Below are 15,866 nucleotides of genomic sequence, written 5' to 3'. Positions count from 1 at the left end.
CGAAAATCACATGGTATTATTTTCAGAAGACCACATACAAGAGACTAGAAGAAGAGGTAGAATAGAGGTAATCTGCGGTTCAATGTTCTCCGGAAAGACGGAGGAGCTGATTCGCAGAATGAAAAGAGCCAAGTTTGCACGCCAGCGTGTAGAGATATTCAAACCGGCCATCGACACCCGTTATTCGGAAGAAGACGTGGTATCACACGACAGTCATTCCATCGCATCCACCCCTATCGATTCATCGGCAAGTATCCTGTTGTTCACTTCTGAAATAGATGTAGTAGGCATCGACGAAGCACAGTTCTTTGATGACGGACTGATTGACGTATGCAGACAGCTTGCCAATAACGGTATCCGTGTCATCATCGCCGGACTGGATATGGACTTCAAAGGGAATCCCTTCGGACCGATGCCGCAATTATGCGCTATTGCCGACGAAGTCTCCAAAGTTCATGCTATCTGCGTGAAGTGCGGTGACCTGGCATCTTTCTCTCATCGTACCGTCAAGAATGACAAGCAGGTACTTTTAGGAGAGACAGCCGAATACGAGCCGCTTTGCAGGGAGTGCTACCTCCGTGCACGGGGAGAGGACGGACAACAGATATAAACTCTATTTAAAACATATATGGAAAGAAAGAAGATAACATTCGACAGTTTTATACGTGGTTCCATCGGATGTGTACTGGTGGTAGGGATATTAATGCTTGTGGAACGGCTCAGCGGAGTGTTATTACCTTTCTTTATAGCTTGGCTGATTGCCTACATGGTTTACCCGTTAGTCAAGTTTTTCCAATATAAGCTACGGTTAAAGAGCCGTATTGTTTCTATCTTCTGCGCCTTGTTTCTGATTACTCTTGTCGGAATATCCTTATTCTATTTGTTGGTGCCTCCCATGGTTTCGGAAATAGGCAGGATGAATGACTTACTGGTAACCTACCTCACCAATGGAGCCGGGAATAATGTACCCAAGAATCTTTCCGAATTCATTCATGAGAATATTGATCTTCAGGCGCTCAACCGTATATTAAGCGAAGAGAATATTCTTGCAGCCATCAAAGATACGGTGCCCAGAGTGTGGGCCCTGCTTGCGGAGTCGCTCAATATCCTGTTCAGCATTCTCGCCTCCTTTATCATATTATTATATGTAATCTTTATATTGCTGGATTATGAAGTCATAGCCGAAGGATGGCTGCATCTGCTGCCCAACAAGTATCGTACCTTCGCATCCAACCTCGTACATGATGTACAGGACGGCATGAATCGGTATTTCCGTGGTCAGGCACTGGTTGCCTTTTGTGTGGGGATTCTGTTCAGTATAGGCTTCCTTATTATCGATTTTCCGATGGCTATCGCTCTAGGGCTTTTCATTGGAGCGCTTAATATGGTTCCTTACCTGCAAATCATCGGTTTCCTCCCTACGGTCCTATTGGCGATCCTTAAAGCTGCCGATACGGGAGAGAATTTCTGGATTATTATAGCATGCGCACTGGCAGTCTTCGCCATCGTCCAAATTATACAGGATACTTTCCTCGTCCCCAAAATCATGGGAAAGATTACGGGACTGAATCCCGCCATCATCCTTTTATCCCTTTCTATCTGGGGTTCATTAATGGGAATGCTGGGTATGATCATTGCCTTGCCTCTGACCACTTTGATGCTTTCCTACTATCAACGCTTTATTATCAACAAAGAAAGAATAAAATATGATGAAGTAGAAATTACTGATAATCAAGAAACAAGCGATAAAGAGGAAAAATAATTGGAACTTTTTTCTACGAAACACTTGCAAATTAAATAAAAGTAACTACCTTTGCACCCGCAATCAGGAAATAACTGATTCGCAAATAAGGATTGATTCGCTAGCTCAGCAGGTAGAGCACAACACTTTTAATGTTGGGGTCCTGGGTTCGAGCCCCAGGCGGATCACTGAAAACAAAAGAAAAATCAAGCAAATCCCTGATAATCAAGCATTATCGGGGATTTCTTTTTTCTGGCAAGTAGCAGAAAACGGCCGTTTCAAGCATATTATTGGTGGATAAATCGTGGGACTAAAATTTAATCGAAAAAAGTCCCACGAATTTGCGTCTTTCTCACTGATTCATAACATTTTGCGTAGTACTACTTTGGAAGAGAATACATAGTTTTGTAACTCTAAAAACGATGTAAAAATGGCTCGAAAATCATTTTCTGTATTGTTCTTCATCAAGAAAGGCAAATTATTAAAGAACGGTGAAGCTCCTGTATGCATGAGAATTACCGTAAACGGCTGTATGGTAGATATTTCTATCAAAAGAAGCTGCCCTGTGAACTTATGGAATCAGGCAAAAGAGAATTCAAAAGGTAAAGACCGCATGTCGGTCGAACTGAACCATTACTTAGAAATCACACGTTCACGCATACACCAAATTTATAGGGAACTGGAAACTTCCGACAAGGTTATCACCGTTGATCTTGTGAGAAAACTGTATTATGGTGTAGATGAAGAAAGCAAAACCCTTTTGCAAGTATTCAGAGAACACAACGAACAAAGTCGTAAGCTGATCGGCAAAGACTTTGTTAGTAAAACCGTTCAACGGTATGAAACCACTACCCGATATTTGGAGGAATTCATTAAGAAAGAATATCAGTTATCGGATATTGCCCTGAACAACTTGGAAGCCAACTTCATTTCTAAGTTCGATGCTTTCTTGAAGATTGAAAAAGGTTGTGCGCAGAACTCCGCTATCACACGATTAAAGAACTTGAAGAAGATTATCCGCATTGCTTTGGAGAACGACTGGATTAAGAAAGATCCATTCGCTTACTACCGCTTCAAATTAGAAGAAACCGATCCTGAATTCCTGACGATGGACGAGATTAAAATCATTCTCGCCAAAGAGTTTACTATTAAGCGAGTAGAACAAGTACGGGATATTTTTGTTTTTTGCATTTTTACTGGCTTAGCGTTCAGCGATGTGAAAGACTTATCGCCTGAACATTTGGTACGAGATAGCAAAGGGGAGCTTTGGATAAGAAAGAACCGTCAAAAGACAAAAATTATGTGTAATATACCCGTGTTGCCTGTGGCTGCTTCTATTCTTGACAAGTATAAGGATGTGGCAGAATGCACTGGAAAACTCCTGCCTGTATTGTGCAATCAACGCATGAACAGTTATTTAAAGGAAATTGCAGATGTGTGCGGAATTCAGAAAAATCTTAGCACTCATACCGCCCGTCATAGCTATGCCACAAGCATTTGCCTAGCGAATGGCGTAAGCATGGAGAATGTAGCAAAGATGTTAGGTCATGCAGATACCAGCGTAACGAAACACTATGCACGAATACTGGATCAGAATATTCTAAAGGATATGCAGAAAGTTAATAGCTGTCTGTCGGATTTGGCTATATAAATAAGGCAGTAGCCAATATAGAAAAAGGATTGGGAAGAATGAATTTCATATTCTCAATCCTTTTCTTTTAAAGTAAGTTTTCCAGAACTCAATATGAAGCATTGACAAAGGTAAGTTCCGCATTTAGCCTGTTCAAGTCCAAGCCTTCGGTTTAGATAAAAATCTTCCTCTCATTACATTCGAGCGTATTTTTATCTAAAGACTTGCACAGACTAAATACTTCACTGGAAAAGTCAATGATTCAGATTAAATTCCGAAAAACAATGTTTTTGTGAGTGGCATGAGGAAAACGTCTTTCACTTGAATAGAGTTTAAACAAGTTTCTCATACAGTTTGAACCAATCCAGCCCATAGTTGCCAAAGCCAAAATCTACGGTATCAATGTATTCAAAACCGCATTTCTCATAGAGGGAGATTGCCGGAAGATTATTTTCATACACATCTAAACGAATAGATTTTATGCCTGATTGTTGAGCCAATTCAAACGAATAGTCCATCAAAGCACGACCAATACCCATTTTCAAGAATGAGGGATGCACCACAAAAGTGCGTATCACAAAAACATGGTTGTAATCAGCATCTATTTTCCACCTTACACTATTATAGGCTTCATCGGGATGATGGTCTAAAATAATAGAGCCAGCTATCTTTCCGTCATACCTGACAACAAAAAGAGTATTATTATCTATGCCAACAACCGCATCTTCATGAATAGGATTAATGCCTTTTATCCATCCGGGATAATTGGTGGTTGCTGATAGATAATCATTCAGATCATCATATAACTTTTCTAATTCGTCAATGTCGGCAGTCGTACCGGATTCTATTACAAACTTCATAATTTCAACTGTTTAGGATGCAAAGGTATAATTTCCACTATAATAAAAGAGGTTTCCTTTTAAGATAGTGGAAATCATACTCTTTCAGATAGTTATTCTTTCCAGCTTTCAAAGTAGTGCTTTTGGAGCAGCTTATCAATATCATTTTGGCGATAGATGATTTTACCTTTTATCTGGATAAAGGGGATTAGCCCTGTATCTCTCCACTCTTGCAGGGTTCGCAGACTGACATTCAGTTTTTGGGAAACTTCATGGTTGGAAAGAAAGCATTCCCCATTCAGGTGGGGCTTATAGTGCTTGACGATTGATTCAATACCATTTAGCATTGAATCGAGCGAAGAAATAAATTCTTTAACTTGTGGGGTATCTTTATTTATTAGTTCCATGATTGAAAGATTGTTTTATTGAAATATTGATTTCAAGATTGCTAGATAGTCGGTCAGTTGCGCAGATAGTCACCCAGCGATGAAATGCTTAGTACATCTTTTCCCGGATCATAATCTATATAGAGCCGTTTGGATGCAGTGGTAATAAAATACTGGTTACCATCTTGCTGTATCTCATAAGTAGCGGGTGAAGCCTGTTTAGTGGTTTCCGATACATAGATAATAGAGAGAAGATAATCTTTGTCGTTCCGATAGATGATAACCGTAGGATTCAGATTAATGCTTTCCCATGTGCCGACAATGGAGAACAGGTTGAAAGACGGATAATCTTCTTTAGTTCTTTTCATAAGGCATGATTTGTTTGGGTGATTGATTTTGTGTTTCACTATCCATAATAATTCTTTCAATATCGGAAGACTTATAATAAATCTTGCTCCCTATTTGAGAATAAGCCAGTCGCCCACTACTTCGGTAATATTGTAGCGTTCGTTTACTAAAGCCTAGCAACAAGCACACCTCCTGACTATCCAGCCAGTTTTCTACTTTTTGAGTATGAGTATTGCACAAACTCTCTATCCGTTTGGCAAACTCCATGAACTTCTCGCAGATATACGAGAATGTTCTTTTTTCGATGGTTACTACTTCCATACTCTTTTAATTTTTAATGGTTTATAAAACGTGTTGATTCTATTTCACCAGCAAATGAAAGAAGAATCAAAAGCCATTTTTCAAACTGTCTGGAAGTGGTAGGATAAAGCTACTAATGTCTAACTACCTAAATGTATATATAAGAATCTGGGGAAGTTAAAATAGCAAACTCACTATCAGAATCGCTTAATAAAAACAGATAAAAGGACGCAAAAAACTAGTTATGAACTTACATCATAGTCTATAGCCTGTTTTTATTTGCTTCATTATTGTAATGCGGAGATTAAGCATTATATTTACCGCAATATGTTCAGCAGACACATAGATGTAAAATGAGAGAAAGTGAAATTATATATCCGTCACTATCGCTTTCCCAATATATTAAATATTATTGGGTGCTAAAGACCGATGAAATAGAACCAGTAAGGATTCAAACTATTCCATCGGGCTGTGCACATCTTGTTTTTCATCGAGGTGACAATTTGAACATCCAATCAAAGGGTGTACAGCCAAGGAATTTTATTCGAGGGCAATTTTCTGTTTATGGGAGTTTAGCTTCTAAAGGTAATATTGATATGATTGCGATTATATTTCATCCTTTGGGTTTAAACCCTTTTATACAATGCCCTATGAGTGACTTATATAACCGTTACATAGACATTGAAGATTTAGAGGATATAGAATTAAACCATCTTAAAAATTCCATTTCCAGCGAAAGAAACGTTCAGACTTGTATTCAGTTTATCGAACTCTTTCTCATGAAGCGGCTGATTGATATAGATTACAATCACAAAAGGGTACAGAATTCTATCAGCCAAATAATCAATCAACCGCAAATAGAGGTGAATACTCTTGCTGAAAGTGCTTGTTTAGGATATAGGCAGTTTAAAAGAATATTTACCAAACATGTAGGGATGAGCCCTAAAGAATATTACAGAGTAGTCCGTTTTCAGCGAGTTCTGTATCTATTACAGAATAATCCGGAAATAGAGATTGCAGATCTGACTTATTCCTGTGGCTTTTATGATCCTTCGCACTTGGTAAAGGACTTTAAGGAGTTTTCAGGTTGTTCGCCAACTCAATATTTATCTTCCCATTCTCCTTATTCTACATTCTTCTCCGAAGACTGTAGGCTTAATGTTATCACATCCAATCGTTTTGCATAGCTTCGATTTGTATAAAGTCAGTTTTTTACAAGTGAACGATAGGCAAAAGCCTTATTTTTACAGAAGAATTTAAAACTGAAATATGATGCAAAGAACTAATTTTAGCTATATAACCGATGGAATTGCAAAGGTTATTGAAACGGAAGAGAGGTTGTTAAACGACTTGTCTGTAGAAGTGGTAACACAAAGAATAAACAAGCAAAATCGTACCATCAAGCAGATACTCGGTCATTTGATTGATTCGGCATCTAACAATCACCAACGAATGGTGCGCCTGCAATACAGCAAAGACCTGCTTTTTTTCCCTGATTATCGTCAGGATAATGACCTGTGGATAGCTCTGCAAGATTATCAAAATGCAGATTGGGCTAACTTAATCCAATTATGGAAGTTTTATAATTTACATATCATTCACGTTATTCATTCCGTAGATGTAACGAAATTAGATAATTACTGGTGTGATTTTGAAGGAACTAAGGTTACACTAAAAGAAATGATAGAGGGTTATTTAGATCATTTACACCTGCATATGAAAGAAATTCATGAACTAACTGAAAGCACTATTCAATAAACTATTGAGTTATTTGCAACAAGTATAACATATTGGAGTATATTCCTGACAGTTAGAGTTTTGCAAAACAGAAAGCCTAAATAGAGAATGGATAAAGAACGTATGAACTACCCTAGTCCGTTATGTTTTTCCGTTGTTGCAAATAACTCTTTTTCATACTATAGAATATTTTATCGAACTCGTGAAGAAGAGTAGTCCATCAAATTTGTTTTCAGAAAAACATTAAAATATATCGCGATTTAAATAGAAATCGCTATTTTAGCACACTGAACCAATACACTCTATATGTAGATACGCGGATATTCTATCCATACAAACTTTTAGTTATAGCAGAAAAACTTTCTGTTACTTGTTTGCGTATCATTTCCTACGTTTTAGCAATATTATTTTTAGCCCGAAAAAGGTGCGTAAATTTCTATGTTTGTAACGGATAGTTGTATTTCTTATCCTATTATGGGATTTTTAAAATAACAAATATTCAAAATACAAATGAGAATCATCAACAAAAAACCAGTTCTATTTGAAAAGTCCAATCATAATATTTGGACTGATCCTTATATTCAGCAGCAAATATTAAAAAAACATCTCGATTTTCAGTCTGATGAAGCTAGCCGAAGGCAAGAATCTGTTTTAAAGATAGTGAATTTTGTTCTTAAACATTCAAAACCTAAAAGTCATTTACTTGATTTGGGATGTGGACCGGGATTATATACGTCACTTTTTGCAGATGCAAATTATATTGTAACAGGTATTGACTTTAATAAGTCTTCAATAGAGTATGCTAAAAGAAAACGGAATGGAATAAAATACATTCTGAATGACTACATTAATGATTACCCCAATGGCAATTACGATACTATAACCATGATCTATTGTGATATGGGAACTCATTCCGATAGTGACCGTGATCGATTACTGGATAATATATATCACTCTCTTACTAATGGCGGAACTTTTATTTTTGATGTTTTCTCGGAAAGGATAATTAGTGACAGACGAGAAAGTAAAAATTGGGAATACGCACCTCACGGTGGTTTCTGGGATGAAAATGAATATCTGCTTTTGAGTCAAACATTCCATTATCCTAAGAACAAAGTATTTGCATATCAACATAACTTGGTACTCGAAGGAATAATCAAACATTTTATTATTTGGGAAAGATATTATTCAGAGAAAGAAATAACAGACATATTAGAAAAGGTCGGATTCCGCAAAATAACAATTTATAGAGATTTACTCGGTAAGAACAATTTCACATCAAGCAGTGAAATTTTCATAGTTGCAGAAAAGTGAAATGTTTGATTATATGTAACCTATCCATTTAAAGTATAAGTGAAACGTTTCTTAGAAACAAAGTTATTCAAACTACTCTCTTGCTCTGTTAATGGCAATGAGATTAGCCATATAGAATTATCAATGGCTTATGATGATTTTGTACGGCAACTCCTTTTGTTTTGTCAGGAAGAACAGAATATTATATTATTATGCTTTGCTATAAATTACACAGTAACAGAGGTAAAAGAATTGAATATGCGTCTAGAGATTAAGGATGATAAATCTTCACTTGAAATCCGGTTGTTAATAATCAAGGTATTAAGTATATTGGATTCTACTTTTAAGGTGATACAATTTCGCTTGGATAACCCTGATTTATTTCCGATAAACACAGAGAATAGTTTTGACCCTGATGTGTATTTAGCTAATGATGTTGATATGATTGATATAATGGAATTGATATGCGGTTTATTTTATTCACACTCCGTAAAAAACAAGATTGGAAATTCTGTAAATTTTTCAGAACTGGCACGGGTGTTTGAGAAAGGAATGAACTTTAAATTTGCAGACATATATAAGAAAAGGGATGATGTTTTTAAGCGTAAAGCCACAAAACTGACAGAGTTTCTAAATGAATTAATAATCGCTATCAAGATAGAAAGTAAAAATAGAGGGTATTTGTAAATCAGTAGTTTATCAATAATTTATGGGGGAATAGATGATCTACTCCCCTAATTTATTTGCGCCCGTTTGCTGAACTTTGCTTTATCAATCGATTGGAAATCTTAATGTTCAACTTAAAAATGAAGCAAAATGTATATTGACAACGAAGACTTTGAAAAGTGGATGGTGAAGTTATCTAAGAAACTCACTGAAATAGGGCAAAACCTAAAATCTCTTATAAACACCGATAAGGTACTGGATGATAATGAAAAGATACTCGACAATCAGGATTTAGCCTTTCTATTGAAAGTATCTTTCCGAACGCTTCAACGTTACAGGGTAAGCGGACAACTACCCTACTTTACCATTGGAAAGAAAACTTACTATCGAGCGAATGATATTCGGGCTTTTGTTCGTGAACGTGCCGACTCTCAAAGCTACAAACAATTTGAAAAAGCTAATCAATTTGAGAATCAGTCTTGAAAGCAAAAGGTAGCAGAGGAAAGAAGCCTGTGTTTAGGCTATTTCTCTATGCTGCCACCCCAATTTAGCTGAAACAGCTACGCCTTCCGGCTTCGCACGTTTCGCTAAATTGAGCAAGAGGGAACTGGACAAGTCCTGTTCTTTCCTCTTGCTCTGCGAGGCAAAGCCTTCGGCTTTAGCGTGTTACAAGAACACGCAGTAATGACACCTGTAATAAGTATTTTCTTTACAACGCTTATTATCAGGTATTTATCCACTCATATTTCTATAAAAAAGTAATTACTATGCCAAACAGCAGTCGAAAAACGATATTCACTACCATTTCCATTGACAAGGAAACGGCAGCTTTGGTAGAGAAGATATGCAAACGCTATTCACTGAAAAAGAGTGAAGTTGTAAAGTTGGCGTTCGGGTATATTGATAAGGCACATATCAATCCTTCCGAAGCTCCTGAATCCGTAAAATCAGAACTGGCGAAAATAAATAAGAGGCAGGATAATATTATCCGCTTCATTCGTCACTATGAAGAAGAACAACTGAATCCCATGATACGGGCTACAAATTCTATCGCTTTACGTTTCGATGCTATCGGTAAAACTTTAGAAACTCTTATTCTCTCTCAACTGGAAGCCAGTCAGGAGAGACAAACAGCCGTGCTTAAAAAGCTAAGTGAACAGTTCTGTAATCATGCCGATGTGATAAACAATCAGTCCAAACAGATAAATGCACTTTATCAAATACACCAACGAGATTATAAAAAACTACTCCACCTGATACAACTCTATTCAGAACTTTCCGCTTGTGGCGTGATGGATAGCAAACGAAAAGAGAGCCTAAAAGCCGAAATCATCAATCTGATAAATACATAGGATCATGCACATAGACTTTGCTCCGCCATCAAACGGAACATATAATAATTCTGGAAGCTGCCGACAACTAGCTAATTACATGGAACACGAAGATTTAAAAAGGATAGAAAAGGGCATCTATACCGAAGGCTTTTTTAATCTGACAGAGGATAATATCTATAAATCTAAGGTCATAAAAGATATAGATAGCAATATCGGGCAGTTCTTAAAGACGGATGCTAAGTTTTATGCTATCCATGTCAGCCCATCAGAAAAGGAACTTCGAGCAATGGGGAACACCGAACAAGAACAAGTCGAAGCAATGAAACGCTATATCCGTGAGGTGTTTATCCCAGAATATGCCATTAACTTCAACAAAGAACTATCCGCTTCGGATATAAAGTTTTACGGGAAGATTCATTTTGATCGTAACCGTTCAGATAATGAACTGGATATGCACTGTCATTTGATTGTAAGCCGGAAAGATCAATCGAATAAAAAGAAGTTGTCACCACTTACTAACCACAAAAACACTCAAAAAGGAACAGTAACAGGAGGTTTCAACCGTGTGAACTTGTTTAAACAGGCAGAGCAAGGGTTTGATAAGCTATTCGACTATAACCGCCAACAAATAGAATCGTTCTTTTATTACAATACGATGAAAAACTGTTCTATACCCGAACAGCTTGCTGTCCAAGAGCAAGAATTTACTGGCGATAAGAACAAAGAAGAATTCCAATCCAATGAAAGAAAAATAGAAATCAGCCTAGATAGTAACCAAGAAAACTTGTTTTCTATCAATTTTGAAAACAAGAAAACTGACACTGTAACTTTCAATATAACTCCTTATATTACGACCAAACAAGAAAGTAATACTTCTATAAATCAAGATGAGGATCAAGTACTTGCTTCGTCTATCTCACTTGTTTCATCTAAAGCAGATTTACCATATAGTCCCGAAGAACAAAATAAAAAGCCTAAAAAGAAAAAAAGGAAATTGAAGCGAATAATTTAATCAGCATCATAAACTCTTTACACTTAATACCTCACTTACAACAATAACTGTTAACCTCTTATAGAAGCTAACTCATACAGATGTTGTAATAGCCTTGATTATTTTTAGATTTTATACAAAAAGATAAAAGCAATGATATATATTTGTAGAGAACACTAAAAAATATACGAAATGATACATAAATATGGTATAACGCCTCTTGCTGTATCTTATACAGACGTAGAGTTAAAGAATAAGATTTCTAACTTCATTGACTTATCAGACAATGAAGTTACCTATAAACGACTATGTCACTATATTCTTAATGAAGCAAAGAAAGAGGGTAAATTAAAAAAAGAGGCAAATACTGAATATAGCGAAATAGAAATGTTGCCTAGTGATGCAACTAAAATTAGCAGAATACTATGGCAGAAGATCTGGGACAAAGAAATTTTCATAGATTTCAACAAGAATCCATATAGCAGCAATTATCCCAATGATACAGTGTTTATAAAATACTAACTAACTTTCTATGATACATGAAGAATCAAATTATGACTGTTTCAAAAAAAGTCCGATTCTGTTGTTTTTTATAGATACAAAACTTATATTTGTGAAACATTGTAAATACGAGCTGTGTAATTCATCTATAGGAACTTGTAAGCATTAGACTCTCATTTATAATGAACATAATTGCTCACATAAAAACGACCATATGAAAAGAGAAAGTGTTTTAACTGAAAAAGACAAGGAATCAATAGAAATTGTACAGTTCATTTTTCATATTATAATTGAAAAAGATGCAAAACCTCTTTATCTAAATCAAGTGAGTTTAAATAACGAGCAAATCGAGTTCTTTAAAAAAAGGCTAATTGATGTTGCTCAAGGAATAAGATGTATTTTTCCTGATAAGCCAAATTCTTCTACATATAATTTTTGCAAAACAATTATAGAAGATGAATCTAGCTTTATCAAAATGTCCAAAAAACTAACATCATCATTTAAGGAGCAGCACAAAGGAAATACATCTGATGGAGTATTTATTGTATCTCAAGTAAAAATACGAGAAAATCCCGGTTTCATTTTTTTGATAAAAATAGATAACAGGCTAGTTTATCAATATAAAGTCAACAATGATAGAGCAACATTAAAAAGAATAAAAGATACTTTTGTTGAAGACACTAAAGCAATACAAAAGATGGCTTTAATATCAATATCTGATGTGTATGCATGGGAGGCTTTAGTGTATGAGCGAAATAGTGATTCTATAAAAAAGTATTTCAAGAATTTCTTAGCTGTAACAGAAAAAGATGACATATTTGATCTAACAAAGAAAACTTTGCGTGCTGCAACTCAATGGGCTAACCTCAATAAATCACTACTAAACAGTATCGATACAGCTGCTAACTATAAACAACGTGCAATTAATTATCTGACTAGCCATAGTATATTTAATTCTGATGAGTTTATTGATACAGTATTATATGATGAAGATGAAGAACGAAGAAGTAGAGCAAAAGCATCATTTAAAGAGTTTCTTCAAGAATTGGGTATCTATGGGCAAAACTACAAAATAAGCAGAAAAGCACTTGACAACAATACTCTAAAACACAAAAAAATAACAGCAGAAGGATTGACTATGTCTTGGACTGGCGATCCTGCTCTAGTCAATCTTACATTACCCAAAGAACGCGACCAAAGTGATGGTATGTATCATATAGTAATAAAGACAGACGACATTCAAGATATATCATTGTAAATATGCTAGACATAATATTTGACATATTAGATGAAATTATTTCACACAAAGGAGGTTTCGTTGAATCATGGGGTAATCTAACAATTAATGTTGGATATTACAATGAGCTACAAACTGATATTCAAAAGCTAAGTAATGAGTTAACGAATTATCACTATTTATTAGCCCCAAAAATCAACGTAGAAACTGATTCTATTGATATAGAAGAGATAGATGATTACTCTGGAAGTGATTTTATTATAATAATAAACAAATTAAATCTAAAAAGAATTGATGATTATGATATTCAATTCTTTTACAGTATTGATTACTTTGAAGATTGGATAAAAAGTATAAACCCTTTAAAGGTCACCTCTTATTGTAAATTAAAAATTATCGTATATAATTTAGATACAATAACAGGTGGACCAAATCTTCTTATTACAAATAACATAAATGAATCATTTGATAATAACATTACATTATTGCCATCCAATGAGATAGTTGCAGAACATGTTGTTATTCCCAATAACTCCAATTTGTGCTCCAATGTAAATGAGTACTTAATAACATTTGTCGAAAAAAGAAATCCTAAAAACAAGTATTACTCTTATTGTTTGAGAAATTCAGCTATTACTTTATGTAGTACATTTGTTAATGAACTAAATGAGCAATCAGTTATTCTACAAGGAGTAAAAAGAGTAAAACTTGCACTATGTAATGAGGAAACTCAATTATCGCTTAAATTCCTATTATTATTAAAAGAAATCATAGAATGGATTTATTTAGATGGGGATTCTGCTAAAATTGATATTAAGCGTAAACTTTTTCTAGATAGAGTAACATTAGACATTGACTATGAGCAACCATTACTAAATGAATTACCAATAGTTGCCAACAACGCCTTTGAACAAGCAAAAGAACGCTATAATTTTGTTATGCTTGAAAGAAGAGATGCATATGCAAAAGAGCTTACTAACCTTCTTAAAGATTTAAAGGCGCAATCTGATTTATATTCATCAAAAGTAAGATCTCTACTTGGCAATTTAACACGCGATGTTCTTGCAGGTATTCTTCTCATTGGTTTTACTATGTTTACAAAGTTCACGGAAATAGAAAAACTATCGAGATATGAAAATATTATTAATATAATCTTTTGCGGATTAGCAATATACTTTACTGCATCAGCAATAACACAAGCCATTATAGACACCTCTGACCTTATTCTTTCAAGAGTTGAACTTAATCATTGGTGCAAGTGTACCAGTGAAGTAATACCTAAAAAAGAGCTTAAAAATCATATCAGAAAGACTTTAAATCCACGAATTATAGTTACTATAATTATATATATATTATTAATGATATTATACGCATTAATAATTTTTGCAACATGGAATTTTCCGAGTATATGGAATGAAATATTTAAATAATATGGAAATAAATAATTACGACATAAATCTTGATTCATTAGTTATTCATTGGGTAGGAAATAAATCCAATGATGATGGAATTACAATCTCAAAACACAAGGTGGAGTTAACAGAAAACACTTCTTCTATCTTGCTTAAATATTTTATATCCTCATTTAAGTACGATGATTTGTACAAATTCCATCATACCTCAAATCTTGAACTCAACGAAGTGTACAACTATGTATCAAATATATTTCAAAATCGTTCTTGTATATTGGAACAATCACAATTGCTAGCCAAATTTCTATATGAATTATCTACGCATCCTAATATAAAAAGTGGTGAATTTTATGTTGCCTATTTTACCAATTGTGAGGTTGAGAACATAAACACAGATGCCATTGGAATATTCAAATCAGAAAATAAAGAAACGTTCTTGGAAGTATATTCTGATAAAGAAAATTTTGCAATAGAATGTGGCAAAGGTATTAATATAAATAAATTAGATAAAGGATGCTTGATTTATAATATAGATAAAGACAATGGATATGTGGTTTCTGTTATAGATAATACTAATAAAAAAAATGAAGCAAAATATTGGATTAATAGCTTCTTGCATTTAGACAAATTGTCAAATGATTATCATAATACAAAAGCATTACTATCATTATCTAAAAACTTTGTTACAAAGCAAATTCCAAATGAATTCGAAATATCAAAAGTAGAACAAGCTGAATTATTAAATAATACAGTCAAATATTTTAAAGAGAACAATAGCTTCACTTTAGAAGATTTTTCGAAACAGGTCATTGGAGATCAAAAAATAATAGATAGCTTTAATAAATATAAAGAATCTTACGAGCAGAAAAGAGAAATATCAATTGAAGATAATTTTGAAATATCTGAAAATGCTGTAAATAAACAGGTAAAGGGTTTAAAAAGCGTAGTTAAACTGGATGAAAACTTTCATATATATATTCATGGGGATAATCAGATGATAAAAAGAGGATATGATAATGCATCAGGTCTATATTATTATCAGCTTTTTTTTAAAGAAGAAAAATAACGATGCATTTTTCTACATAATCACTAGAAAGTACTTATCTTTGCTTTCAGTATTCTCCATGAGCAAACTACCGCAAAAGCACGTAGCAAATTAGTGGGATAATTCATGGGATATGCTTGAAGCCAGAAATATAAAGTTTTAAATATCAGCATGGTAACTCTGCAAGGAGAATCCCAAGCGGATCACATAAGAACAAAGCCAAACGGTGACAAAAAAGAGACAAGTCCTACAATATCAACGTATTGTAGGACTTTTTTTATTGTTTCAGTCTTGCTTGAAAGACAAAAAAGGGATCAATGTAAAAACCTGAGGGATTTTCATTTTATGCATATAACTTAGTAAGTCTGTATAAAAAAAATGCCTTATCTCTGACTCCTCTAAACTG

Annotated in this window: 18 protein-coding genes and 1 tRNA gene; 15 read left to right on the top strand and 4 right to left on the bottom strand. The window is 34.6% G+C overall.

Annotation, left to right across the window (positions count from 1 at the left end; all coding sequences use genetic code 11):
• Nucleotides 1-10 precede the first annotated feature (10 nt).
• The 4 genes from BLW31_RS15530 to BLW31_RS15515 all read left to right on the top strand — a co-directional run bounded on the left by BLW31_RS15530 (nucleotide 11) and on the right by BLW31_RS15515 (nucleotide 3,392).
• Nucleotides 11-610: a thymidine kinase gene (locus BLW31_RS15530; RefSeq protein ID WP_010535339.1), complete on the top strand. Its 600-nt coding sequence runs from the start codon at nucleotides 11-13 to the stop codon at nucleotides 608-610.
• Nucleotides 611-628: 18 nt separating this feature from the next.
• Complete coding sequence (locus tag BLW31_RS15525; RefSeq protein ID WP_010535340.1) at nucleotides 629-1,762, top strand: AI-2E family transporter; 1,134 nt, start codon at nucleotides 629-631, stop codon at nucleotides 1,760-1,762.
• Between the two features lie 94 nt (nucleotides 1,763-1,856).
• Nucleotides 1,857-1,929: transfer RNA gene (locus tag BLW31_RS15520), tRNA-Lys, on the top strand.
• 242 nt (nucleotides 1,930-2,171) lie between these two features.
• Nucleotides 2,172-3,392: a site-specific integrase gene (locus BLW31_RS15515; RefSeq protein ID WP_010535341.1), complete on the top strand. Its 1,221-nt coding sequence runs from the start codon at nucleotides 2,172-2,174 to the stop codon at nucleotides 3,390-3,392.
• Nucleotides 3,393-3,703: 311 nt separating this feature from the next.
• On the opposite strand, the gene BLW31_RS15510 is transcribed toward BLW31_RS15515, so the two are convergent.
• The 4 genes from BLW31_RS15510 to BLW31_RS15495 all read right to left on the bottom strand — a co-directional run bounded on the left by BLW31_RS15510 (nucleotide 3,704) and on the right by BLW31_RS15495 (nucleotide 5,265).
• Nucleotides 3,704-4,231 carry a GNAT family N-acetyltransferase gene (locus tag BLW31_RS15510; protein ID WP_010535342.1) on the bottom strand — a complete coding sequence of 176 codons (528 nt, stop codon included), beginning with the start codon at nucleotides 4,229-4,231 and terminating at the stop codon, nucleotides 3,704-3,706.
• Between the two features lie 92 nt (nucleotides 4,232-4,323).
• Nucleotides 4,324-4,617, bottom strand: a complete 294-nt coding sequence (locus tag BLW31_RS15505) for a helix-turn-helix domain-containing protein (protein ID WP_010535343.1) — start codon at nucleotides 4,615-4,617, stop codon at nucleotides 4,324-4,326.
• A gap of 53 nt (nucleotides 4,618-4,670) precedes the next feature.
• Nucleotides 4,671-4,964, bottom strand: coding sequence for a DUF3876 domain-containing protein (locus BLW31_RS15500; RefSeq protein WP_010535344.1), 294 nt, complete (start codon nucleotides 4,962-4,964; stop codon nucleotides 4,671-4,673).
• Nucleotides 4,951-5,265: a helix-turn-helix domain-containing protein gene (locus BLW31_RS15495; RefSeq protein WP_010535345.1), complete on the bottom strand. Its 315-nt coding sequence runs from the start codon at nucleotides 5,263-5,265 to the stop codon at nucleotides 4,951-4,953. The genes BLW31_RS15500 and BLW31_RS15495 overlap by 14 nt, the downstream gene beginning before the upstream one ends.
• Nucleotides 5,266-5,597: 332 nt before the next feature.
• On the opposite strand from BLW31_RS15495, the gene BLW31_RS15490 reads away from it, so the two are divergent.
• The 11 genes from BLW31_RS15490 to BLW31_RS15440 all read left to right on the top strand — a co-directional run bounded on the left by BLW31_RS15490 (nucleotide 5,598) and on the right by BLW31_RS15440 (nucleotide 15,481).
• Complete coding sequence (locus tag BLW31_RS15490) at nucleotides 5,598-6,431, top strand: AraC family transcriptional regulator (protein WP_010535346.1); 834 nt, start codon at nucleotides 5,598-5,600, stop codon at nucleotides 6,429-6,431.
• 85 nt (nucleotides 6,432-6,516) lie between these two features.
• Nucleotides 6,517-7,002 (top strand): DinB family protein, encoded by a 486-nt coding sequence (locus BLW31_RS15485; RefSeq protein ID WP_029424989.1) that lies wholly within the window; start codon nucleotides 6,517-6,519, stop codon nucleotides 7,000-7,002.
• 489 nt (nucleotides 7,003-7,491) lie between these two features.
• On the top strand, nucleotides 7,492-8,295 hold the full coding sequence (locus BLW31_RS15480; protein WP_010535348.1) for a class I SAM-dependent methyltransferase: 804 nt from the start codon (nucleotides 7,492-7,494) through the stop codon (nucleotides 8,293-8,295).
• Nucleotides 8,296-8,334: 39 nt separating this feature from the next.
• Nucleotides 8,335-8,961 carry a hypothetical protein gene (locus BLW31_RS15475; RefSeq protein WP_029424991.1) on the top strand — a complete coding sequence of 209 codons (627 nt, stop codon included), beginning with the start codon at nucleotides 8,335-8,337 and terminating at the stop codon, nucleotides 8,959-8,961.
• Between the two features lie 129 nt (nucleotides 8,962-9,090).
• A complete protein-coding gene (locus BLW31_RS15470; protein ID WP_010535350.1) occupies nucleotides 9,091-9,423 on the top strand; it encodes a helix-turn-helix domain-containing protein in 333 nt (110 codons plus the stop codon).
• Nucleotides 9,424-9,707: 284 nt separating this feature from the next.
• Nucleotides 9,708-10,292, top strand: coding sequence for a BfmA/BtgA family mobilization protein (locus BLW31_RS15465; RefSeq protein WP_010535351.1), 585 nt, complete (start codon nucleotides 9,708-9,710; stop codon nucleotides 10,290-10,292).
• 4 nt (nucleotides 10,293-10,296) lie between these two features.
• The gene (locus BLW31_RS15460) at nucleotides 10,297-11,286 is read left to right on the top strand and encodes a DUF5712 family protein (protein ID WP_029424992.1); all 990 of its coding nucleotides are present in this window, start codon (nucleotides 10,297-10,299) and stop codon (nucleotides 11,284-11,286) included.
• A 171-nt stretch (nucleotides 11,287-11,457) separates the two neighbouring features.
• Complete coding sequence (locus BLW31_RS15455; protein ID WP_010535353.1) at nucleotides 11,458-11,787, top strand: hypothetical protein; 330 nt, start codon at nucleotides 11,458-11,460, stop codon at nucleotides 11,785-11,787.
• A 193-nt stretch (nucleotides 11,788-11,980) separates the two neighbouring features.
• Nucleotides 11,981-13,024 carry a nucleoid-associated protein gene (locus BLW31_RS15450; protein WP_010535354.1) on the top strand — a complete coding sequence of 348 codons (1,044 nt, stop codon included), beginning with the start codon at nucleotides 11,981-11,983 and terminating at the stop codon, nucleotides 13,022-13,024.
• A gap of 2 nt (nucleotides 13,025-13,026) precedes the next feature.
• Nucleotides 13,027-14,433, top strand: a complete 1,407-nt coding sequence (locus BLW31_RS15445) for a hypothetical protein (RefSeq protein WP_010535355.1) — start codon at nucleotides 13,027-13,029, stop codon at nucleotides 14,431-14,433.
• Between the two features lies 1 nt (nucleotide 14,434).
• Nucleotides 14,435-15,481 (top strand): nucleoid-associated protein, encoded by a 1,047-nt coding sequence (locus BLW31_RS15440; RefSeq protein WP_029424994.1) that lies wholly within the window; start codon nucleotides 14,435-14,437, stop codon nucleotides 15,479-15,481.
• The last annotated feature ends 385 nt before the right edge of the window (nucleotides 15,482-15,866 follow it).

The sequence above is a fragment of the Bacteroides faecis MAJ27 genome, assembly GCF_900106755.1.
GTDB classification, from domain to species: domain Bacteria; phylum Bacteroidota; class Bacteroidia; order Bacteroidales; family Bacteroidaceae; genus Bacteroides; species Bacteroides faecis.
The sequence above is the reverse complement of the archived record's forward strand: the minus strand, read 5'-3'. Positions and strand labels throughout refer to the sequence as shown.